At 53.8% G+C, this 22,345-nt stretch carries 17 protein-coding genes and 1 tRNA gene; 16 read left to right on the top strand and 2 right to left on the bottom strand.

Translation table 11 applies throughout. From position 1 onward, the window contains the following. Positions 1-70 precede the first annotated feature (70 nt). The 9 genes from PFRI_RS06445 to PFRI_RS06490 all read left to right on the top strand — a co-directional run bounded on the left by PFRI_RS06445 (position 71) and on the right by PFRI_RS06490 (position 10,971). Complete coding sequence (locus PFRI_RS06445; protein WP_072629884.1) at positions 71-976, top strand: LysR family transcriptional regulator; 906 nt, start codon at positions 71-73, stop codon at positions 974-976. 180 nt (positions 977-1,156) lie between these two features. After that, entirely contained in the window at positions 1,157-2,317 is a 1,161-nt protein-coding gene (locus PFRI_RS06450) for a TAXI family TRAP transporter solute-binding subunit (protein ID WP_072629885.1), read from the top strand. A 75-nt stretch (positions 2,318-2,392) separates the two neighbouring features. Further along, positions 2,393-4,369 carry a TRAP transporter permease gene (locus tag PFRI_RS06455; protein ID WP_072629914.1) on the top strand — a complete coding sequence of 659 codons (1,977 nt, stop codon included), beginning with the start codon at positions 2,393-2,395 and terminating at the stop codon, positions 4,367-4,369. Positions 4,370-4,402: 33 nt separating this feature from the next. Beyond that, the gene (selA, locus tag PFRI_RS06460; protein WP_111445475.1) at positions 4,403-5,794 is read left to right on the top strand and encodes an L-seryl-tRNA(Sec) selenium transferase; all 1,392 of its coding nucleotides are present in this window, start codon (positions 4,403-4,405) and stop codon (positions 5,792-5,794) included. Beyond that, a complete protein-coding gene (gene selB, locus PFRI_RS06465; RefSeq protein ID WP_072629886.1) occupies positions 5,791-7,683 on the top strand; it encodes a selenocysteine-specific translation elongation factor in 1,893 nt (630 codons plus the stop codon). Before selA ends, selB begins: the two co-directional genes overlap by 4 nt. Positions 7,684-7,699: 16 nt before the next feature. After that, positions 7,700-7,794 (top strand) — tRNA-Sec (locus PFRI_RS06470). Between the two features lie 54 nt (positions 7,795-7,848). Beyond that, positions 7,849-9,405: a TlpA family protein disulfide reductase gene (locus PFRI_RS06475; protein WP_072629887.1), complete on the top strand. Its 1,557-nt coding sequence runs from the start codon at positions 7,849-7,851 to the stop codon at positions 9,403-9,405. Between the two features lie 69 nt (positions 9,406-9,474). Beyond that, on the top strand, positions 9,475-9,996 hold the full coding sequence (locus PFRI_RS21830; RefSeq protein WP_273701372.1) for a UGSC family (seleno)protein: 522 nt from the start codon (positions 9,475-9,477) through the stop codon (positions 9,994-9,996). Between the two features lie 60 nt (positions 9,997-10,056). After that, positions 10,057-10,971 (top strand): SMP-30/gluconolactonase/LRE family protein, encoded by a 915-nt coding sequence (locus PFRI_RS06490; protein WP_072629890.1) that lies wholly within the window; start codon positions 10,057-10,059, stop codon positions 10,969-10,971. A 4-nt stretch (positions 10,972-10,975) separates the two neighbouring features. On the opposite strand, the gene PFRI_RS06495 is transcribed toward PFRI_RS06490, so the two are convergent. Beyond that, positions 10,976-12,538: a class I adenylate-forming enzyme family protein gene (locus PFRI_RS06495; protein WP_072629891.1), complete on the bottom strand. Its 1,563-nt coding sequence runs from the start codon at positions 12,536-12,538 to the stop codon at positions 10,976-10,978. A 186-nt stretch (positions 12,539-12,724) separates the two neighbouring features. Here PFRI_RS06495 and PFRI_RS06500 point away from each other — a divergent pair, with 186 nt between their 5' ends. The 7 genes from PFRI_RS06500 to urtE all read left to right on the top strand — a co-directional run bounded on the left by PFRI_RS06500 (position 12,725) and on the right by urtE (position 21,721). Continuing rightward, positions 12,725-14,287, top strand: a complete 1,563-nt coding sequence (locus tag PFRI_RS06500) for an acetolactate synthase large subunit (protein ID WP_072629892.1) — start codon at positions 12,725-12,727, stop codon at positions 14,285-14,287. An 86-nt stretch (positions 14,288-14,373) separates the two neighbouring features. Next, entirely contained in the window at positions 14,374-15,264 is an 891-nt protein-coding gene (locus PFRI_RS06505) for a DMT family transporter (RefSeq protein WP_072629893.1), read from the top strand. 556 nt (positions 15,265-15,820) lie between these two features. Next, positions 15,821-17,110 (top strand): urea ABC transporter substrate-binding protein, encoded by a 1,290-nt coding sequence (gene urtA / locus PFRI_RS06510; RefSeq protein WP_245812301.1) that lies wholly within the window; start codon positions 15,821-15,823, stop codon positions 17,108-17,110. 122 nt (positions 17,111-17,232) lie between these two features. Next, positions 17,233-19,110, top strand: a complete 1,878-nt coding sequence (gene urtB / locus PFRI_RS06515; protein ID WP_245812303.1) for an urea ABC transporter permease subunit UrtB — start codon at positions 17,233-17,235, stop codon at positions 19,108-19,110. A 2-nt stretch (positions 19,111-19,112) separates the two neighbouring features. Then, complete coding sequence (urtC, locus tag PFRI_RS06520; RefSeq protein ID WP_072629896.1) at positions 19,113-20,285, top strand: urea ABC transporter permease subunit UrtC; 1,173 nt, start codon at positions 19,113-19,115, stop codon at positions 20,283-20,285. Further along, positions 20,282-21,022, top strand: a complete 741-nt coding sequence (gene urtD / locus PFRI_RS06525; protein WP_072629897.1) for an urea ABC transporter ATP-binding protein UrtD — start codon at positions 20,282-20,284, stop codon at positions 21,020-21,022. Before urtC ends, urtD begins: the two co-directional genes overlap by 4 nt. A gap of 3 nt (positions 21,023-21,025) precedes the next feature. Further along, complete coding sequence (gene urtE, locus PFRI_RS06530; RefSeq protein WP_072629898.1) at positions 21,026-21,721, top strand: urea ABC transporter ATP-binding subunit UrtE; 696 nt, start codon at positions 21,026-21,028, stop codon at positions 21,719-21,721. Here the strand turns inward: urtE and ureG are convergent. Further along, entirely contained in the window at positions 21,718-22,341 is a 624-nt protein-coding gene (ureG, locus tag PFRI_RS06535) for an urease accessory protein UreG (protein WP_072629899.1), read from the bottom strand. The genes urtE and ureG overlap by 4 nt on opposite strands. Positions 22,342-22,345: the final 4 nt, after the last annotated feature.

Below are 22,345 nucleotides of genomic sequence, written 5' to 3' on the forward strand. Positions count from 1 at the left end.
TTCAGAAGACATAGTTCCGCACACCGGATCAGTAAAAGTGGTCACAGAAACGCGCCCGAAAGGCAGAACAATGATTGATCACCTTAGACAAATGGCTATCTTCGCAAGGGTCGTCGATGAAGGGTCATTCCGCGCAGCCGCAAACGACATTGGCCTAGCACCATCCCGAATAAGCGAAACAGTGTCCGACCTTGAGGCCTATCTAGGTGTGACTTTGCTCTATCGCACGACACGCAAAATCTCGCTAACCAACGAAGGTCGCATCTTTTACGCGCGCGTTGTCGAAATGATCCGAAGCGCCGAAACCGGATTGAATGAACTCAACGCATTGTCTTTGGAGCCCGTCGGTGCCCTGCGCATTTCCTTACCTGCCTTTTTGTCCACAGGCCCACTGTCCACAGCAGTCGCCACATTTGCTCGTTTGCATCCGCATGTTGCTTTTTCTGTCGCCTATTCCGATCAACCCCTAGGGCTTATCGAGAATGGGTTTGATTTGAATATCCGAGTGGGATGGCTCGATGACAGCTCAATGATGTCGCGCAAACTGGCCGATGGCGAACGCTATCTGGTTGCAGGAACAGACTATGCGCGCGCACGCAAAATGCCCAAGCGTCCTGCTGATTTGGAAGATTGGGATTGGATCCGTTATCAACAAAGGGCCGATACAACAGAGTTTACATCTGCGTCAGGAAAAACAGAGAAAGTTACCGGAAAGGCCCAGATCGAGGTCGATAGTGTTGATGCGCTCTACCACATCGCCAAACAGAATTTGGGTGCCACTATACTACCATCGTTCCTAGCGGAACGCGGCTTAGCGTCCGGTGAATTGGTACGGCTTATCCCTGATTGGACGCTACGACCACTCGGCATCTATGCTGTGTGGCCAGACAAGTCGCGACGTGAAAGTTTGACATTGTTATTTGTCCGCTTCTTGGCCAAACAAGGCCTTTGCCAACCTGAGGCAAATGAGGACTAAGGTATCATCACACCCTCCAAGATCGTTTATTCAAGACCCCTGAGGGTAAATAAAAGTGACGCAGCGTAAGCATCTTTTCCGCACAGCGGAATTGACTCCCGCAGCAATCGCATTGTTCATTCCCCTTAGGCCAAGTGGGTGCGTATGCTGCAATCCCAAGGTCATTATGGGAGGAATTTTATGCGTATATTCTCACTAGCAGCGGCGATTTCCATCGCGGCTGGGGCTGTGTCGGCCGAAGGGGCTGATCTGCCAAAACAACTGACTTGGACCGCCTATGGCACTGGATCAGCGGGTTACAATCAATCGGTTGCGATTGGTGCGGCCTTACAAACAGCAAGCGGCGTAAACCTGCGCGTGCTACCGGGTAAGAACGACATCGCCCGCACAGAACCACTGCGTCAGGGCAAAGTGCAATTCTCGGCGAATGGTGTCGGTGGATCATTCATGGCCCAAGAAGGCGTGTTTCAATTTGGTGCTGAAAATTGGGGTCCGCAGCCTGTGCGTGTTCTTGCGGCAAACAATGGTGGAACTGTCGGTCTATCCCTCGCCGTCGCAGCAGAGGCTTGCGAAAAAGCAGGCAAGCCGGGATGCGAAGACTTCACTTACTCAGACCTCAAAGGCATGCGTGTCGCTTGGGTCAAAGGCGCACCAGCGCTTAACGTGAACAACGGTGCTTATCTCGCCTATGGCGGCTTGACTTGGGATGACGTTGAAAAAGTCGAGTTCGGCGGATTTGGCGATAGCTGGGCAGGTATGATCGACGGCTCTGTCGATGCCGCGTTCGCCTCAACGAATTCTGGTCGCGCATACGAAGCAGCCTCTGGTCCACGCGGTGTGTTCTGGCCGCCGATTGATGCGAATAACGCCGAGGGCATCGCGCGCATGCAAGCCATCGCGCCGTTCTTCACGCCGATGATCGCCAAGGTTGGCGCAACCATCGACGACACAGATGGCGTTGCAACAGCGGGTTACGCTTATCCGGTCCTTATGACCTACGCGGTTCAAGACGAGGGTCTAACCTACAACATGACCAAGGCGATGAACGAAAATTTTGACGCCTTTAAAGGCAACGCGCCGGGCATCAACGGTTGGGCGCTGGATAAGCAGAACTTCCAATGGGTTGCCCCCTATCATGAAGGTGCAGTGCGCTATTACACCGAAATCGGTGTGTGGTCTGATGAAGCCCAAGCACACAACGACAACCTGATTGCGCGCCAAGCTGCATTGATGGCAGCCTGGGAAGAGCTAAAGGCCGAAGCGCCCTCAGATTGGGAAGCAGCATGGGAAGCAAAGCGTCGTGAGGCGCTCAAAGCAGGCGGTTTTGCAGTCGTTTTCTAAACGATCTTTCATGTGAAGCAGGCGGGCCGTTTGGCCCGTCTGAAGACCTCGTCCAACAGTTGCTTGGAGCAAAACATGACAGAGCAAACCAGTGCCACCGATCGCGGCAGTTCAGCCATTGAGGCGGAACGCAAAGCGGAACGGTTGACCTTTTCCGGTGCGTCGCGCTGGGTGATTATCGTGTTCACGTTGGCCGCCATTGGTGTCGCGATCAATCAGCTCTTCAATCTACGACTTGGCGGATATTCCTTGCTGGAGGGCATGTATCTCTACGTCCTCGCGGGTCTTTTTCTCAGCCTCACCTTCATCACCTTTCGCGCATACGGACCACCATCGCCAGACGTCCCTTGGTACGATTGGGTTTTGGCCGCAGCGACGCTCGTTATAACAGGCTTTTTCGTTTTCACTGCCGATGCAAGCCTTGATGGCGGCTGGGAATACGCCGCACCTGATCGCGCTGTCTGGGCCTCAATCGCGCTTTACTTATTGATTTTAGAGGGTACACGCCGCGCGGGTGGATTGGTGTTGTTCTGCATCGTCTTATTGTTCTCGCTCTACCCGACATTCGCCGAACATGTGCCTGATCCGCTCAATGGATTTACCCAGCCGTTCACCGATGTGATCCCTTATTTCATGATCTCCTCCGAAGCGTCCTTTGGCATTCCAATGCGCGCCTTTGGCAACCTTGTAATCGGCTTCATCTTGTTCGGTGCGGTCTTGCAATTTACAGGCGGCGGCAAGTTTTTCAACAACCTCGCCATGGCACTTGTAGGCGGATATCGTGGCGGTGCTGCGAAGGTCTCAATCTTCGCATCGGGCTTTATGGGGTCGATGTCCGGCTCAGTGATTTCCAATGTGTTAACCACTGGGGCCGTCTCTATCCCTGCAATGAAAAAGACCGGGTTTTCCGCGCGCTACGCCGCCGCGACAGAGGCCTGTGCCTCAACAGGTGGTGTGTTGATGCCCCCGATCATGGGCGCGACAGCCTTTGTAATCGCGTCATGGCTAAGCCGCCCTTACGTGGAGATCATGCTCGCGGCAGCGATCCCGTCCTTGCTGTATTTCTTTGGGCTTTTCGTGCAGATCGATGCCTATTCCGCCCGTCGCGGCCTCAAAGGCTTGCCCAAAGTTGACCGCCCCGCTGTGATGCAAACAATGCGCGAAGGCTGGCTCTACATCGCCGTTTTTGCGCTTTTGATTTTTCTCATGGTCGCGTTTCGCTGGGAAAAGACAGCGCCGTTTTATGCCGTCGCTTTGCTTCTCGTGGTGAATCAATTCAACAAGAACGACCGTGTCTCTTGGCAGGGTTTTCTCAACATCATCGTATCGGTCGGGCGCACTTTGTCTGAATTGGTCGCTGTGCTTCTTGGTATCGGCATGATCGTCGGCGCGTTCCAAGCGACGGGTCTTACAGGTCCGCTTGCCAACGAATTAGTGCATATGGCTGGCAGCTCCTTGACCATGTTGCTCATCATGGGCGCGGTAACTTCGTTCATCTTCGGCATGGGGATGACGGTAACCGCGTGCTACATTTTCTTGGCTGTGGTTCTTGCGCCTGCCCTTGTGCAAGCAGGGTTAAACGAACTCGCAGTGCATTTGTTCATTCTCTATTGGGGCATGGTCAGCTTCATCACGCCGCCCGTCGCATTGGGTGCTTTTGCTGCCGCGTCGATGGCTGGCGCGAATGCGTTTAGTACCGGTTTTGAAGCGATGAAATTAGGTGGTGTGATCTACGTGATCCCCTTCTTCTTCGTGCTGAACCCCGCGTTGATTGGCCAAGGCCCTTTGCTAGAAGTCGCAATTGTTTTGAGTTGCGCGCTCATCGGCGTGTGGTTCTTGTCTGCCGCATTGCAAGGTTACGTGGCTTTCCTCGGCCCACTCAATTCCAGCACGCTGAGCACCGTGATGCGTGTGGTTCTGTTCCTTGCAGGTCTTTGTATTGCAGCGCCCATTGGTGGGATTTTGGGTTTGAGCCATTTGATGCTCACGCTTGTTGGTTTCGCGCTTGCCATTCCACCGCTTGCCTTCGCGCGGCGCGCGGCGCAAAACTAAGCTGTATTAAAACGGCGCGGGAGCTTGTCGGACGTGCTCAAAACTCTGAGAGATCTTCCACAGATTCAGACGTTGCTCGATCAACCTTTGATCAAAAAACTTGAAGCCCAGCTTGGTCATGCGCAAACCGTGGCCGCGTTGCGCGGCATCATTGATCAGGCCCGCGCTGAATTGCTGGACGGCGCCGAAGTCGATCTTCCCGCATTTGACAGTTATCAGTTCGCCGATCAGGTGAAGGACATCATAAACTCCGCCAACGCATCGTCGCTTAAGCCAGTGATCAACGCGACAGGCATCTTGATCCACACCAATCTTGGCCGCGCTCGCATGGCCCCCGAAGCGGTTGAAGCGATGCAAGCCATCGCCGCTACACCGTCCAATCTTGAGCTGGACCTAAACACAGGCAAACGCGGATCACGTCACACACATGTGGAAGAGTTAATATGCGCACTCACGGGCGCAGAGGCCGCCGTTGTCGTGAACAACTGCGCGGCGGCGGTTCTTCTGAGTTTGATGGCCACAGCCGCAGGCCGCAATGTCGTTGCTTCGCGGGGTGAACTGATCGAAATCGGCGGATCATTCCGTTTGCCTGACGTGATTGCACAAAGCGGTGCCATGCTGCGCGAGGTGGGTGCAACCAACAAAACAAGGCTCAGTGATTACGCAGCCGCTATCAACGAAGACACTGCAGTTTTGCTGAAAAGCCACACCAGTAATTTCAAGATAGTGGGTTTCACTGCCTCGCCAGAGCGGCGCGATTTGGCGCAACTGGCGAAAGAAAACGACGTCATTTTGATGGAAGATCTCGGCAGTGGTGTGCTAATTGATCTCGCGCAATACGGTTTGGTGGACGAACCTGTCGTAGCTGACATCCTTAAATCCGGTGTGGATCTCGTGATGTTCTCTGGCGACAAGTTATTGGGTGGTCCTCAGGCCGGAATAATTGCCGGCCGTGCGGATATCATTGACGATCTGAAATCGCACCCTTTGATGCGCGCTGTCCGCATAGACAAGCTTTCGCTCGCGGCCCTTGAAGCGACTTTGCGGCTTTATCGACCGCCCCATGATCCAACGCTGAAAATACCTGTTCTTCAGATGCTATCAGAACCTTTAGAAACAATTCGCCAACGAGCGCATGAATTATCGCACAAACTCACTAGTCTTGGCATCATTGACGTTGAGGTGTTCGAGAGTGCTTGCCAAGTTGGCGGTGGCACATTGCCCGAGCAAGACGTCGCAAGCTTCGCGGTTTCGCTCGCCCTGCCCGCTATGTCCCCAGATCAGTTTGCCGCGCAGTTACGCCAAAGCGTAACGCCAGTGATTGGGCGGATAAAGAACGCAAGAACGATCTTCGATCTACGCACTGTGCGCGCCGCAGAGGTTCCCTTGATCGTTGCCGCCATTGCCAAGATCCTAAGCCCATGAAGACCTACTGCGTTGTCGTAATCGGCCATGTGGATCACGGCAAAACATCACTGGTACGCGCACTGACGGGCACAGACACAGACCGCTTGCCCGAAGAAAAAGCACGCGGTCTGTCGATTACGCCCGGCTTTGCGCATTGCACCTATCCGGGTGGCGTCGTCGATCTTGTGGATGCGCCGGGGCATGCGGATTTCATTCAAGCGATGATCTCTGGCGCTTCGGGCGCGCAGGCGGCTTTGGTTGTTATCTCAATGGCTGACGGTGTGTGTGCGCAGACTTTGGAACATTTGCGCATCGCTGGCTTGCTCGGAATTGCGCAGGCCGTGATTGCTGTAACCAAGTCCGACACCGTTCCGAGGGCTGAGCATTCAAAGCGGCTTTCTGAGATCACACAAGCCCTATCGCAGACACCATACGCGAACGCGCCAAAAGTTGTGTGTTCCGCGCTGTCTGGCCAAGGTATTGAAGCCTTGCACAATGCCTTAGAAAAGCTGTTGGCATATGAAATCCAAAACACTCATTCACCGTATAGTTTCTTACCGATAGATCGCACCTTCACACTTGAAGGTCAGGGCACCGTTGTAACAGGCACTTTGCTGGGCCAAGACTTGAACCTTGAAGACAAATTACACCTGCAACCTGCTGGCTCTGAAATCTCTATCAGAAGTTTACAAAGCCGTGGCGTTACACGTGATCGCATCAAAGTGGGCGAGCGCATGGCCGCGAATTTGAGAGGGATCAACGCGCGCGAGATTGCGCGGGGTTCGGTGCTATGCACGCAGGGGGTTGGAACGCCGTCCAATTGCATCGATGTACATTTGAAATTGCTGTCCGCACCGGCAAAACCTTTGAAACATATGCAAGAACTGCGTGTTTTGTTTGGTGCCTCTAGTGCGGTTGCACAGGTGCGATTATTCAAAGGCTACGATCAAGAATTTGCTCAGTTGCGATTCAGAAAACCAGTCGTCGGCTTCGAAGGTCAGGTGGCAATATTGCGGTGCTTGTCGCCCTCGGAAACGCTCGGGAATGCGCAGTTCTTGGATCCTGAGGCAAAGCCAACGAAGACAGGCGACGTTGAACGCTTGGGAGTGTTAGTCGCTGCGCAAAAACGTGACCCAAGGGCCATCGCCCATGCCCTGATAAAGCAGGGAAAGGGGCTTGCGAAACAAACGGATATCGCGCGGCTTGCACGGGTTAGAACGGATATACTAGCCGATGTCTTAGGCGAGAAATTTGTGAACGTGAACTCTGTTCGGATCACCAGCGAGAAACAGATTGAGGTCGCCAAATTGGCGATAGTAAACGCCCTCACTCAATACCACCTTGCCCATCCGCTTCGATCTAGCGCGCCGCGCAGCGTGATCGAAAACCGTTCTTTTGCTGCCCTGTTTGTGCAATACGTTGAGGACAAGCTTGTCGCCAAAGGGGCATTGCTGAAAGCGGCGAACATGCTCTCACTCGCAGATCACGATCCGATGGCAAAGTTAAGCAATGCCCAGCACCAATCGATGCGTAAGATCGAAGATGCATATAGGCTTGCAGGGTTAGAGGAGCCTTCTGGCGAAACTCTACCACAAACTGATGAAACAACAGAGCTAAAGCAGCTTTTGCTTGAACAAAAGCGCCTCATTTCTCTCCACAACGTCGCCCTGAAACGCACGCTCGTCTTTCATACAGAAACACTAGATTGGGCGGCAAATGCGCTTGGCTTTGCTTTTGCGAAACAGCAACCTTTCACAACCTCGCAAGCGCGCACAGCCCTTGGCACAAGCCGACGAGTTATTGTTCCCTTACTTGAGCATTTCGACACAATAGGAGTGACGATCCGAGACAGTGACACCCGCCAGATCGCCTCTGCGAAAGCGGTTCCCCAGAGCACTGGAGCTTGATAGGCTCGTTATACTTGGAGGTGACTGGAGTCTGGTGGCTTCCCTGGTCTTCAAAACCATGGACGCGTCGAAACGGCGTGTGGTGGGTTCGATTCCCATCCACCTCCGCCATGGACATTTAACTGCCTTTGCCACCAAACTGAGACGACTTAGAGGAGATCAAAGATGAGCAAAGCGCCAAGGGACTTTTTGTTGACGGATTTGGCAGGGGCATCCCATGCCTATCCAACCAAACGCGCCAGTTTGATCTGTTTTGTGAAAGAAGATTGCGAGACCTGCAATACCGCGGCCCCTGTCTTGGAAGCGTTTAAAAAGGCGCATGAAAGTACGATAGACGTTGTGCTGATTGCCCAGTCAGGTGACGCAAATGCAACCTTCGCGCAGCGCCACGGGCTTACGATGCCTGTGCTTGATGACACATCGTGCAAAACCGCATTCGAGTGGGATATTGAGAGTGTGCCTTCCGTCTTTTGGATTGATGAAGCGGGCGAAGTGAAAACTGACTTTGAAGGATTTATACGAGCCGATTGGGAGGCGCTTGCCACAGACATAGCCACACATACCGCACAAGCGGCGGCACAAATTGACTGGGCAAGCTTGCCCGAGTGGCGCCCCGGATGTGGCTCTAAACACCTTGATCCGACCATCTATGACAAATTGCGTGCCGAGGCCAATGACAGTCCGATACGCGCTCGACAGATTGATATCGCGACCAGCGATGATGTGGCCGAGTTCATGTTTGATCAGGGCTTCTCTGATGGCCTTCCTTTGGTTCCCCCGACGCCTGAACGTGTGATGCGCATGCTTGCGGGTACAAAACGTGATCCGCAAGAATTGGTCGCTACCGTCCCCCCGAACATGGGCGAAGCAACGGTTGAAAAGATCGCGATTAATGCCGTGATGGCGGGATGCAAACCTGAATATTTGCCCGTCGTGATCGCCGCTGTCGAGGCTGCATGCACGGACGAATTCAACATCCATGGCGTAACCGCCACCACAATGGGTGCTGCCCCCGTGATGATCGTGAATGGTCCGATCCGCGAAAAAATCGGGATGAATTCAGGGCTGGGGGCTTTGGGCGCTGGCAACCGTGCGAACGCGACGATTGGTCGCGCACTTAGGCTCGTTGTGCGCAATGTGGGTGGCGCGTCCACTGGCGGGGTTGAGCGTTCAACCCATGGCAATCCGATGAAATTCACCATGTGCTTTGCCGAACATGAAGCGCGCTCTCCCTGGTCCGCGTTGCACGTTGAGCGCGGGTTTGACGCTGAAGACTCAGTTGTCACACTCTTTGCGATGACCAGCGGTCCTGTGCATATCGTTGATCAAAACTCGCGTAGCCCCCATGATCTTGCAGGCACGCTTGGCCTTGGGTTGGACGGAGCCTTGTCGCCCAAGATGCGCAACTTGCCTGTGGACGCACTCCTGGTGGTTTGCCCCGAGCACATTGATACGTTGATGAAAGAAGGGCCTTTTTCCAAAGCTGATCTGCGCGCGCGTGTCCAAGAGGTGACCGCGCGGCCCGATGCAGATCAAAGCGTGGACGGTGCGCTAAGAGGCGACAAAAAAGGCGACGCACCAAAGGGCGCTAAGTTCGCGAGCGAGGATCATATCCATATCGTCGTTGCGGGGTCTGAGGCGGGCAAGTTTTCCTCGGCCTTTTATGGCTGGGTGTCTGGCGCGACCGGATCGACGTCTGTTTCCAAGAAAATTAAGGACTAGGCGCGCGATCTTGGATGTTGACCAGATCGTGTCGCCCCTTAGACTACCTCTCAGAGGAAGGGAGACCCTATGACAACAATTCTCGATCCAACGGACGAACGCGTTCCCGTTGAGCGACAGGTCACAACAAGGACCGGAAGCTTGGCAGGCGTAATCGGACTGTTGGACATCTCCAAACCGCGCGGCAATGTGCTTCTGGATGAGGTAGAGCAGCTCTTGGCCAAGGCAGCACCGGGCGTTTCGATGCGCCGTTATGCCAAACCAACATACACGAAGCCTTGCCCCGACGCATTGCGCCACCAAATCCGCGATGAGTGCGATTATCTCGTCGAGGCATTGGCCGACTGAGGATCTTGTACGACGTGCAGTATGCACGACAACGTCTGGTTTGAAATCCAGGGGATCCCGGCAGTTGCCATTGCGTCGAGTGAGTTCGCACAAGCCGCTGAGGCACAGCGTGCAGCGCTTGGTATGAATGGTGCGCATTATGCGTTGGTGCCCCATCCGATACAGGATGCCACCGATGATGAGATGCGCGCAAAGGCCAAAGGGGTGATTGAGCAAATCATCACTGCGCTCACGGTAAACTAAACACCCAAACGCAGCCGTGTTTAACGCATGGCTGCGTTTTTCATTTGAAGGGGACACAGGATGGAACTGACGAAAATATGCGACGGTTTGGGGTTTCCCGAAGGCCCAATCGCGATGGCTGATGGCTCTGTCATTCTGGTCGAGATCAAGCGGCAAACGCTATCGCGAGTGCATCCTGATAGGCAGATCGAGGTTATTGCAGAATTGGGTGGTGGACCGAATGGGGCTGCTGTCGGACCTGATGGGATGATTTATGTTTGCAATAACGGCGGCTTCATTTGGACGACCCAGGATGGCATCACTCGCCCAATCGGCACCCCAGACGATTATGTAACAGGCTCAATCCAACGCGTTGACCCTCACACGGGCGCGTTTGAAACGATCTATGAAGCATGCGACGGACAGCCTTTGCGTGGCCCAAATGACATTGTGTTTGACGCTCAGGGTGGTTTCTATTTCACCGATCTCGGCAAGACGACGTCTGAATACGTCCATCACGGCGCGTTCTATTACGCAAAAACGAACGGCAGCGATATTCGCCGCGTCCACGCGCCGATGATCACGCCCAATGGCATCGGCCTGTCTCCTGACGACAAAACCGTGCATGTCGCCGAAACCCGCACGGGACGCGTGTGGAGCTTTGATCTGATCGCGCCCGGGCAGATCGCACCTGTGCGCTTTGACATGCCCGGACGCTTGGTCGCGACTTTGCCAGAGTATCAACTGCTGGACAGTTTGGCCGTGCAAGCGGATGGGCAGATCTGTGTCGCAACTTTGATGCGCGGAGGTATATCTGTAGTACCTTTAGACGGTGGTGAAGTGACTTTTCTAGAAGTGCCGGGCGATCCGTATATCACCAACATCTGCTTTGGTGGGACTGATATGCAGGATGCTTGGATCACCGCGTCTGGCACTGGTTGTCTATATCACACACGCTGGCCCAGCGCCGGTTTGAAACTGCATTTCAACGGCTAAAAAGCTACGCCTGATCCCAATAGGGCGCGCGCAGATCTTTCTTTAGGATCTTGCCAATCGTGCTGCGCGGCAGCACATCACGCGTCTCGATATTCGAAAGCCGCTGGCTTTTCCCCAGCCTAGCATTCGCGCTTTGCTTGATATCTTCGCCGTTTCGTGTGGCACCGTCGCGCAAAACGACAAGACCCAAGGGTGTCTCGCCCCATGCGTCTGACGGAACGCCAATCACAGCCACGTCAGTCACGTCCGGGTCTTCAAGCAGGATCAGTTCCAGATCATTGGCATAAATATTCAATCCACCCGAAATGATCATGTCCTTCTTGCGATCCGAAAGGACAAGGAACCCATCCGCATCAAACGAGCCCATATCGCCGGAGCGGAAATAGATTTCGCCCGCGTCATTGCGCCAAATGTAGTCAGACGTCAGATCAACGCGGCCATAATACCCCGCCATCATCGTAGGCCCTCGCCCACAGATTTCACCGACGGCACCTTTGGGCACTTCGTTGCCAGCGGTATCGATCAAACGAATGTCATTGCCAGGCGCAAGCTGGCCGACCGTGTGCAATTTTGTCGGGTGTTCATCGGCGACCAATACCGTCACGCCACCCCCTTCTGTGAGGCCATAGTACTCAATCAGTTTGCCCGGAAACCGCGCCAGAACATCCGCTTTGACATCAGCGCGCAAGGGCGCAGAAGTGGAAAACTTGATCCGCATTGAACTAAGATCAAAGCTGTTAAAATCAGTCACATCCATAATGCGTTTGTACTGAACGGGTACCAGCATCGTGTGGGTTATCTTTTCGCGCTCAACGATTTCCAGATATCCTCGCGCATCAAACTTTGGCATCAAATAGACTGTAGAACCGCCAAAAAGCGTCGGGATAAACGACACGATCGTGGTGTTGGAATAAAGCGGCGTTGAGATCAGCGTACGCGCGTTATCATCATACCCGTTGGGCGATACGCGGTCCATTTGCGCCGCGCGCATTTGGTGATCTTGTACGATCCCTTTTGGCGTCCCCGTGGTGCCGGATGAATAAATCAGATTGAACGGATCGCGCATCTTGATCTCGATCATCGGATCGGTTGTTGCGGCCTGTGCAAGCGCGTTTTCATATCTCTCGAAACCATCCTGCTCGAAATCGAGTGCGACGCGCTTCAGCGGTAAGTCCAACACAAAGTCGCTCACCAGATCAAAATATTGCTCTGCCACAAAGATCGCTTTTGGCTCGCATTCGCTCAACATTTTATGCAGCGCTTGCGAAGACGCCATCGAAGACAATGGCGTGACACAGCCCCCTGCCCGTAAGATGCCCATGAAAAGTTCTGCATAAGGAATGGAATTGGGCGAGATAATCGCAACGTTGTCGCCTTTGCGCAGGCCAAGCTGCAATAACAGGTTGGCAACCTTGTTGATCCGCAGATCAAATTCGCCCCATGTCAGCTCATCTGCGCCGCAGACCAACGCGAGCTGGTCAGGATGGGCTTTTGCATTGGCGCGTATGCGCGATACGACCGTTTCGCTGGGCGGGTTTCCTGTAAACGGCGGATTGATAGCGATCATTTAAGCGGCTCCCGTTTGCAGCCACACCTTTCGGTGAGCTGTGAAATGCACGTAAACACATTGGCCTTCATCTACTGGAGTTGGCAATAAGTCCGTGAGGTAACTAAGGAACGTGGACACAAAGCCGATGACTTTTGAAGCCCACATCCGCTAAGCTTTTCTTATTCTAGGTGAAAGGGCATCCTTATGAACGGCGCACACTCATTGGTTAAGACGTTTTTGAAGAACGGTGTGGACACAGTGTTCGCCAATCCCGGAACCTCTGAGATGCACTTCGTTGCCGCCTTGGATGATCACCCGGAAATGAACTGTGTCTTGTGCTTGTTCGAGGGTGGAACGACGGGTGCCGCAGATGGCTATTACCGCATGAAACGCGATGTAGCTGGCACGTTATTGCATCTTGCCCCCGGCTTTGGCAACGCATTCGCTAATCTGCATAATGCCCGCAAAGCAGGCTCAGGTGTGGTGAACGTTGTTGGCGATCACGCGACCCATCACTTGCGTTATGAAAGCCCTCTGAAGGGGGATATTCAAGGCATCAGCGATGCCGTCAGCCATTGGACGCGCCTATCAGGCGACGCCGCAAGCATTGCAGCGGATGGCGCGGCAGCAATTCAGGCTTCGCGCGCTCAAAACGGTCAGATCGCAACGCTTGTGCTACCTGCGGACACAGCTTGGAACGAAGTCAATTTATCAGTGCTCCCTCTCGCGGGTGAACAGGCTTTGCATCGCCCGTCTCAGCAAGAGATCGAGGCAGCGGCGCAGCGGTTGAAAACCGAAGGTGCCGCGCTTTTGATTGGCGATAGCGCACTCTTTGGATCCCTGCGCACCCTTGCAGGCAAGATCGCTGCCGCAACTGGGTGTCGCCTGATGGCCGATACGCTTATCCCGCGCATTTCCAAAGGTGCAGGAACCGCCAAGCTCGATCAGTTGGTCTATGCAGTGGAGCCGAAAATTGCTCAGTTGGTTGGGACATCCTCGATCACTTTAATCGGGGCAGACAGGCCCGTGGCCTTCTTTGCCTATCCAGATAAACCCAGCGTGCCTGAACCCGCTGGCTGCGCAATCGCGCAGCTGTGCGCGCGCACGGATGATATCGAGTGGACCTTGACCGCTTTGGCGGATGCCGTTGGCGTCACCAACAAAACCCAAATGGTAAGTGTGTCACTCGATCTTCCCGATATTCCGAGTGGTCAAATAACGCTAGAAAAAGTCGGCCAAGCACTCGCAGCCTTGATCCCTGAAAACGCGATTGTTTGTAATGAAGCCGTCACATCGGGACATAAAATCCTCCCCCTGATTGGCAAAGCACGCCCTCATGAAATGCTTGCCGGAACAGGTGGTGCTATTGGTCTATGTTTACCCTGCGCAACTGGTGCGGCCATCGCAGCGCCCGAGCGTAAAGTCATCGCACTGACGGGTGATGGATCGGCCATGTACACGCTACAATCGCTTTGGACGATGGCGCGCGAGAACTTGGACGTTACGGTGATCGTGTTTGCCAATCGCGGCTATCAGATTTTGCGCAACGAGCTGACAAATGTAGGGGTCGCGCAGGTTGGCAAAAACGCGCAAGCCATGTTCGATGTCGAAAACCCAACGCTTGATTGGGTGTCTTTAGCGAAAGGTCACGGCGTTCCCGCGACACGCGCAGAGGATATCGGCAGCTTTGTGAAAGCGCTAAGGGCTGGGTTGTCTGAGGCAGGTCCGTCTTTGATCGAGGTGGATTGCCCGATCCAAGCAGCTTAGCTAATCCCCCTTGCCTAGGCGTCACTCTGAATTTACTGCTGTGCGATAGATAAATAGTCCCTCCCATAGATTTGAGCGCTCAGCAGATGTCCTCCGGTTCCTCTTCTCATGTTACCGGCTACGCTGCGGCGTGGTGCATTGTGCTTGTTTGGTCTTTCTGGTTGATCGTCAGCCGCGTCGCAAATGACAGTGGACTAACGGTCTATGACTTGGCCGCTTTGCGATATGGTTTGGCATCGCTTATCGCTGTGCCGCTGTGCATCTATTACAAGCCTTGGCGCGGGCTACGTTTCTTCCAGATTGCTGTACTCTCTTTTATTCTGGGGCCGGTCTACATTCTCTTTGTCTTTTCCGGCTTTCTCTATGCACCCGCTGCGCACGGAGGGATATTCATGAATGGGCTTTTGCCGCTCATCAGCATCCTCTTTGCAATCATCCTGATGCGCGTCTTACCAAGTGTTAAGCAAGTTGTTGGCGGGTTACTAATCCTTGTGTCCGCGATTGTGCTGGCATGGGACGCAAGCGTGACCAGCAGCGCAGATGCATGGATAGGCGACGTGCTATTTTTGACGGGTGCGCTGTTTTTCTCTGCCTATATGATATTGGCAGAGCGCTGGCGGCTCGGGGCAATGCAGATCATCTTTTGCGGCACAGTCGTCAATGCCGCAATTTACATGCCGATCTGGGTGCTTTGGTTGCCCTCGGGTATGGCAGATGCCCCTTTTGGACCATTCATGTTGCAAGCCATTTACCAAGGCTTTGTGCCCAACCTCATTGGCCTCCTGTTTGTCGCCCACGCCTCGCGCACGATTGGCAATGGCAATACCTCCTTCATCCTGGCCGCTGTACCGGGGGGCGGCGCAATATTAGGCGCGTTGATTTTGGGCGAAACCCTTAATCTGCCGAGCATAATAGCGCTGGTTATTTTGACCGCTGGCTTGCTGATGAGCGTTAAACGACGCCCAGTGATATCGTAAGCGAGTGGTTCTGGTTTAGATTAACGCCCACTTGCCCCTACAGAGCTTACCGTAACAGTGGCAACCAAAAGCGTTAATCAACAAGAGCGGCACAGTAAAAGGTGACATCTACAAACTGCTTTAACGAATAAATCCAACACGCTTGCGACGTTTCTCACCAGAGCAAGATCCGTAACAAGGTGTCAGGCACACATCAGAACGCATTAGCAGAACCCTGCGAACTCGGTGCGAAATCCGAGGTAATCTAGAGTCTATCGATCCTCAGACTAACGAAAGCGCCCAAACTATAGGCAGTCGTAAACTCACCGATAGAATTTTCAGCACAATCGAGGATTCCAAAAAGATTGGTGCGCTGAGTCCTTTTGTTCTGACAACCTTTATTCAAGGGTCTAACCGTCCGGTTACGGGCACTTCAATGCCACGCGAGGGTGCAATCCTGGCAGATAACGACCCCCGCATGGCTGCAACAAGAAGCTGCGTAATTCGCATAGCATTCTCGCTAGGTTTTGCCTAGCAGCGGCTCAGAATACGTGGCGAGAAATTAGGGGATTTTCCTTTGACACTTCGTTCCACTCTGCTCTCAACTATATCCGCTAGCGTTCTATGCGTCGCTGGCTCCGCTGCAATCGCTGAATGTGCTGACCCGATTAAGGTAGGCGTATTGCATTCCTTGTCTGGTTCTATGGCGATTTCCGAAACAACACTGAAAGACGCGATGCTCATGCTGATTGAGCAGCAAAACGCAAAGGGCGGCCTTTTGGGTTGCGAGTTAGAAGCGGTCGTCGTTGACCCCGCATCCGACTGGCCTTTGTTCGCGGAAAAAGCCCGCGAGCTTTTGACAGTGAACAAAGTCGATGTGATCTTTGGCAACTGGACATCCGTGTCGCGTAAATCTGTGCTGCCCGTGATCGAAGAGCTAAACGGCCTGCTGTTCTACCCTGTGCAATATGAGGGCGAAGAGTCGTCTAAGAACGTGTTTTACACGGGGGCGGCGCCAAACCAACAAGCCATTCCAGCAACTGATTATTTCCTGGAGGAACTGGGGGTCGAGAAATTTGCTCTGCTCGGCACAGACTATGTCTACCCCAGAACCACCAACAACATCCTTGAATCCTATCTCAAGGATAAAGGGATCGCGGCCGAAGACATTTTTGTGAACTACACGCCCTTTGGTCAATCTGATTGGGCCACGATCGTGGCTGATGTTGTTGCCCTTGGCGAAGACGGCAAGCAGGTCGGCGTGATCTCAACAATCAACGGCGACGCAAACATCGGGTTTTACAAAGAGCTGGCGGCTGCAGGCATTTCAGCTGACGATATTCCCGTCGTCGCGTTTTCGGTCGGTGAGGAAGAACTGTCCGGCTTGGACACATCCAACTTGGTCGGTCACTTGGCGGCATGGAACTACTTCCAATCCGCAGAATCTGACGCCAACACAGATTTCATCGCTGCGTGGAAAGCCTTCGCAGGTGAAGAGCGTGTGACCAATGATCCTATGGAAGCACACTACATCGGCTTCAACATGTGGGTGAACGCAGCAACTGCGGCTGGAACAACGGACGTGGATGCAGTGCGCAGCGCAATGTATGGTCAAGAGTATCCGAACCTAACAGGTGGCACAGCCGTGATGTTGCCGAACCATCACTTGGCCAAACCGGTCCTGATCGGCGAGATCCAAGCGGACGGTCAGTTCGACATCATCAGCCAAACCACCGAAGTACCGGGCGATGCATGGACAGACTTCTTGCCTGCCTCCGCAGTGCTCAAATCCGATTGGAAAGACTTAGGCTGCGGGATGTACAACGTTGAAACAGAGACCTGCGTTCAGCTGACGTCCAACTACTAAACCTTCTTGGCAGGCGCGCGGCTTCCCTCTTTTTTCCGCTGCGCGCCTGCTCTCAGTCTTCTGAAAGTTCCCCAATGCGCTCTGCACTTTTTGCCTTGATCCTTGTCATCTGTAGCGGACCCATGGCATTTGCACAGACGCTCCAACCGATTTTGCAAACCCACGCCAAAGAAATCGCCAAACCTTCGCGCAGCTCTGTTAGCGACGCGCTCGACGCAATTGCCGTCTCTGGCTTGCCTCAGGTTACGGGTTTTCTAGAGCAATGGGCGAACAAAAATGTTTGGCAACGCAATGATGGTGTCTTCTTTATAGGGATGGCATCGGGCGATGATATTTCGCTGACAGACGTTGACACAGGCACCACAACCATCGCCTCCAAATCTGATTACAAGCAACTCAAACCAAACGGAGGCGTTCGACGTTTGATTGGAACCGCATTAGTGCAATTTCAACTGATTGATCCTGATCTTTCACGCCGTGAAAGCGCTGTGGCATCGATTGCGCGCCGCCCTGAGGCAGCACAGCTTGCCCCGCTTTTGGCCTCAATCGAACCAGAGGTGGACGGCGCACTCAAAGCGCGCAAGATTCAACTCGCCAACTTTCTATCCGCGCGTTTTGCGGATGATCCCAAGGACCGCATCGCGGCGATCAACAGCCTGTCTTCTGATACCTCAGTCGAAGCCCGCGCAGTACTGAACCAAATTTTGAGCACAAAAGCGGGCGTTGCAAAATCCCTTCCCGACGCGAATGTCGCCGCTACGTTCGATCCAATGGGCACGCCCGACATGTCATATTTGGCGCTCGTGAACGCAGACTTCGCACCCGCCAAGCAAACACAAGCAGACATCAAGGCGGCACTGGAAACGAACATTGTAGAGGGTCGCATTGGCGGGTTCGCTTTGAATCAAATGACCGATCCGACCATCCGAGAAACCGCCTATGCAGCGTTAGCGGCGGATGGTTTAGTACCTCGCCTGATCACTAAAGGCGCACGCGACGCGGCGTTAGAAGATCATGTTTTCTTTGCGCTTTATGATGAACCTAATGCAGACATTACGAATGCGGCGCAAACCGTGCTCAAAACAGTTGAAAGCCGCGTTGCCACTGCGCAAATCGCTGATTTAACGCTGGATGCATTGTCACTCGCCTCGATCTTTTTCCTCGCAGCGATTGGGCTTGCGATTACCTTTGGTGTCATGGGCGTGATCAATATGGCGCACGGTGAATTCATCATGATGGGCGCCTACACGGGCTATGTCGTGCAGCTTTTCGTTACCAACTACACAGTGTCACTGATGATCGCGTTGCCGCTGGCCTTTGCGGTCACATTTGCGGCGGGCGTCGTCATGGAAAGGTTGGTGATCCGCCGCCTGTATCACCGACCTTTGGAAACATTGCTCGCCACTTTCGGCATCTCGATTGCGTTGCAGCAATTGGCCAAGAACGTCTTTGGCACGCAGGCCCGCCCGCTGACCTCGCCCGATTGGTTGGCCGGCGCTTGGGTGTTCAATGACGTGATCCAGATCAGCTTTATCCGCATCGCGATCTTTGTTCTGGCGCTGCTATTCCTAGGGCTGATCATCTACATCCTCAAGCGCACACGACTGGGGCTAGAGGTCCGCGCAGTGACCCAAAACCCAGGCATGGCATCCTCGATGGGGATCAATCCGGACCGTATCAACATGATGACCTTTGGTCTTGGGTCTGGCATCGCGGGGATCGCAGGAGTGGCCATCGGGCTCTACGCTAAAGTCACGTCCGAAATGGGATCCGACTACATTGTGCAAAGTTTCATGACGGTGGTCGTGGGCGGTGTCGGCAATGTCTGGGGCACGCTGGCGGGGGCTGCGATGATTGGTTTTGGGCAAAAAGGGATCGAATGGTTGAACCCGTCCAACACATTGGCCGCTCAGACTTACATGATCTTGTTTGTCATCCTGTTCATCCAATTCCGCCCCAAAGGCATCGTCGCCCTTAAGGGCCGCGCGGCAGGAGATTGATCATGAACAATTCCTTCATTGCCAAAAACCCGTCCGTCCTTTGGTTCCTTTTGGGCCTGTCGCTGTTTACCGTCTTGGTCTCAATCCTGAGCGAGGCTGCGGGAACCGCGCTCATCTCAACCTCGTTTCTAAAGACGTTGGGCAAGACGCTGTGCTTGTGCCTTGTAGCGATCGCAATGGACGTCGTCTGGGGCTATTGCGGCATCTTAAGCCTTGGGCATTTCGCATTTTTCGGGATCGGCGGGTACGCGATTGGCATGTGGTTGATGTATGATCGCACCAAAGACATCGTTGTCACCTCCTTAGAGAACAACATCCTACCACCCACCCCGGACGAAATTACAACCGCCATTGGTAGCCAAATATTTGGCGTTGTCGGCAGCTCCGAGTTCCCCGTGATCTGGGCATTTTCCCATTCATTGACCTTGCAGTTATTGGCCGTTGTGTTGGTGCCGGGATTGCTTGCGCTTGTGTTTGGCTGGCTCGCGTTTCGCAGCCGCGTGACTGGCGTCTATTTATCAATCTTGACCCAAGCGATGACCCTCGCTTTGTCACTATACTTCTTCCAGAATGATACAGGCCTGCGCGGCAACAACGGATTGTCAGGTCTGCAAAACATTCCCGGCCTAGACGATGTGTCTCAAGCAACCCTGTCGCTGTGGTTTTTCTGGGCCTCGGCGTTTGCTCTCGGTTCGGGCTATCTGTTGTTCGTGTGGATGACCTCTGGCAAGTTCGGATCCGTCATCCGCGCCATTCGCGACAACGAAGCGCGGGTGCGTTTCTTGGGCTATCATGTCGAGAGCTACAAGCTGTTCATCTTCACTGTCACCGCGATGGTCGCGGGCGTGGCTGGTGCGCTGTATTATCCGCAAGCAGGTATCATCAACCCTGCCGAGATTGCACCAATCGCGTCGATCTACTTGGCAGTTTGGGTAGCGATTGGTGGGCGTGGTCGGCTCTATGGTGCGGTGATCGGCGCGGCGGTGGTCTCGCTCATGTCCTCGTGGTTCACAGGTGGCGGCGCGCCAGACATCAACCTTGGCATATACGTAATCAACTGGACCGACTGGTGGCTCGTGCTGCTGGGCTTGACGTTTGTGGCGGTCACTTTGTTCTTTCCCAAGGGGATCGGCGGCTTGTTCGATCTGTTGGCACGCAAAGGAAAACAATCATGAGCGCGCTTTTGGAAGTCTCGGGTGTCAGCGTAAGCTTTGATGGGTTCAAGGCGATCAATAATCTGTCGATCCAAGTCGCAGAGCCAGAACTGCGCGCGATCATTGGGCCAAATGGGGCGGGTAAAACCACCTTTATGGACATTGTTACGGGCAAGACAAAACCCGACGAAGGATATGTCATATGGGGCGAGAAATCCGTGTCTCTGCTCGGCATGTCCGAAAGTCAGATCGCACAAGCGGGAATAGGTCGTAAATTCCAAAAACCCACAGTATTCGAGGCGCAAACAGTGCGCGAAAACATTACCCTTGCGCTGAAAAACCCGCGCAAACCCCTCGATCTTTTACTCAACCGCGCGGCACTCGACACTGAAGAACGCGTGCGTGCCATCAGTGATGAAATCGGCTTATCAGATGCATTGGATCAAACCTCAGGCGCGCTCAGCCACGGACAAAAGCAATGGTTGGAGATCGGGATGCTGCTTGCCCAAGATCCGCGTCTTTTGCTCGTCGATGAACCCGCCGCTGGCATGTCCGCAGTTGAGCGTGAAAAGACCACTGACATCCTTGTGCACGCCGCAAAGACGCGTGCTGTGATCGTGGTAGAGCATGACATGGATTTTGTGCGTCGCTTGAACTGCAAAGTGACTGTGTTGCACCAAGGGTCGGTTCTGGCCGAAGGCTCGCTCGATCATGTGACCAAGAACAAAGACGTCGTAGATGTCTATTTGGGGCGCTAAGCAATGTTAAATGTTCAAAACCTTACTTTGAAATACGGTCAAAGTCAGATCCTCAACGGCGTTTCATTAACCGCAAAAGCAGGCGAAGTGACCTGTGTTATGGGCACCAATGGTGTCGGAAAAACCAGCCTCCTTAAAGCCATTGCAGGTCGCCACCCATATGCGGATGGAGAGATTACGCTTGATGGTGCGCGCCAGTCTCATCTGAGTGCCTTTGACGCGGCGAAAGCAGGTATCGCCTATGTGCCCCAAGGGCGAGAAGTCTTTCCAATGATGACTGTCGTCGAAAACCTAGAGACAGGTTTTGCGTGTTTGGAGAAAGCTCACCACGCTGTGCCCGATCACATTTATGAGCTGTTTCCTGTGCTCAGAGAAATGGCAGATCGCCGTGGTGGTGACTTGTCCGGCGGGCAACAACAGCAACTCGCGATTGCCCGCGCACTAATCACACGGCCCAAGGTTTTATTACTAGACGAGCCAACAGAAGGTATTCAACCCAACATCATCCAGCAGATCGGCAACGTCATTCGTATCCTTTGCGAGCAAGGCGATATGGCGATTGTCTTGGTCGAACAGTTCTTTGATTTTGCCTATGACCTTGGTGACGACTTCACCGTTATGAAACGTGGGGAAGTCTCATTTCACAAACGCGCAAAAGATCTGGACCGCCAAACTTTATTCGATGCCGTGATGGTCTAGGCAGGTGGTTCAAATCCACCGATACTGGCGAGCAATTCGATGACCTCCGTCGCGCCCTGACCGCCTCGCAGGCTGGTGAACACAAACGGTTTATCGCCGCGCATGCGTTTTGCATCGCGTTCCATCACATCAAGCGATGCGCCCACATGTGGCGCGAGGTCGGTTTTGTTGATGACCAGAACATCCGATTTTGTAATCGCAGGGCCGCCTTTGCGCGGGATTTCTTCGCCAGCGGCCACATCAATCACATAGACCGTTACATCTGCGAGTTCAGGGCTGAAAGTTGCGGATAGATTGTCACCACCGCTCTCAATCAGGACGATTTCAAGGTCCTCGTGCCGTTTGCGCATCTCGGCAATCGCGGCCAGATTGATCGAGGCATCCTCGCGAATTGCGGTATGCGGACAACCGCCAGTTTCGACGCCAATCACTCGATCTTGGGGCAAGATTTGCATGCGCATCAACGCTTCTGCGTCCTCTCGGGTGTAAATGTCGTTGGTGACGACGCCCAATGACAGATGCGGATATAGCACCCGTGCAAGCGCCGCCGTCAGAGTTGTTTTGCCTGCGCCCACAGGGCCGCCGATCCCGATGCGAAGAGGTCCATTTGGTGATGCCATTCTA

The sequence above is a fragment of the Planktotalea frisia genome, from assembly GCF_001890925.1.
Taxonomy (GTDB): domain Bacteria; phylum Pseudomonadota; class Alphaproteobacteria; order Rhodobacterales; family Rhodobacteraceae; genus Planktotalea; species Planktotalea frisia.

What these genes read in the sequence shown, in the direction of transcription:
- urtC (WP_072629896.1), top strand. Translation starts at nt 19,113, where the DNA reads ATGAACAATTCCTTCATTGCCAAAAACCCGTCCGTCCTTTGGTTCCTT.
- urtB (WP_245812303.1), top strand. Translation starts at nt 17,233, where the DNA reads ATGGCATTTGCACAGACGCTCCAACCGATTTTGCAAACCCACGCCAAA.
- PFRI_RS06490 (WP_072629890.1), top strand. Translation starts at nt 10,057, where the DNA reads ATGGAACTGACGAAAATATGCGACGGTTTGGGGTTTCCCGAAGGCCCA.
- PFRI_RS06450 (WP_072629885.1), top strand. Translation starts at nt 1,157, where the DNA reads ATGCGTATATTCTCACTAGCAGCGGCGATTTCCATCGCGGCTGGGGCT.
- PFRI_RS06455 (WP_072629914.1), top strand. Translation starts at nt 2,393, where the DNA reads ATGACAGAGCAAACCAGTGCCACCGATCGCGGCAGTTCAGCCATTGAG.
- selB (WP_072629886.1), top strand. Translation starts at nt 5,791, where the DNA reads ATGAAGACCTACTGCGTTGTCGTAATCGGCCATGTGGATCACGGCAAA.
- ureG (WP_072629899.1), bottom strand. Translation starts at nt 22,341, where the DNA reads ATGGCATCACCAAATGGACCTCTTCGCATCGGGATCGGCGGCCCTGTG.
- PFRI_RS06505 (WP_072629893.1), top strand. Translation starts at nt 14,374, where the DNA reads ATGTCCTCCGGTTCCTCTTCTCATGTTACCGGCTACGCTGCGGCGTGG.
- PFRI_RS06495 (WP_072629891.1), bottom strand. Translation starts at nt 12,538, where the DNA reads ATGATCGCTATCAATCCGCCGTTTACAGGAAACCCGCCCAGCGAAACG.
- urtD (WP_072629897.1), top strand. Translation starts at nt 20,282, where the DNA reads ATGAGCGCGCTTTTGGAAGTCTCGGGTGTCAGCGTAAGCTTTGATGGG.
- urtE (WP_072629898.1), top strand. Translation starts at nt 21,026, where the DNA reads ATGTTAAATGTTCAAAACCTTACTTTGAAATACGGTCAAAGTCAGATC.
- PFRI_RS06475 (WP_072629887.1), top strand. Translation starts at nt 7,849, where the DNA reads ATGAGCAAAGCGCCAAGGGACTTTTTGTTGACGGATTTGGCAGGGGCA.
- PFRI_RS06445 (WP_072629884.1), top strand. Translation starts at nt 71, where the DNA reads ATGATTGATCACCTTAGACAAATGGCTATCTTCGCAAGGGTCGTCGAT.
- PFRI_RS06500 (WP_072629892.1), top strand. Translation starts at nt 12,725, where the DNA reads ATGAACGGCGCACACTCATTGGTTAAGACGTTTTTGAAGAACGGTGTG.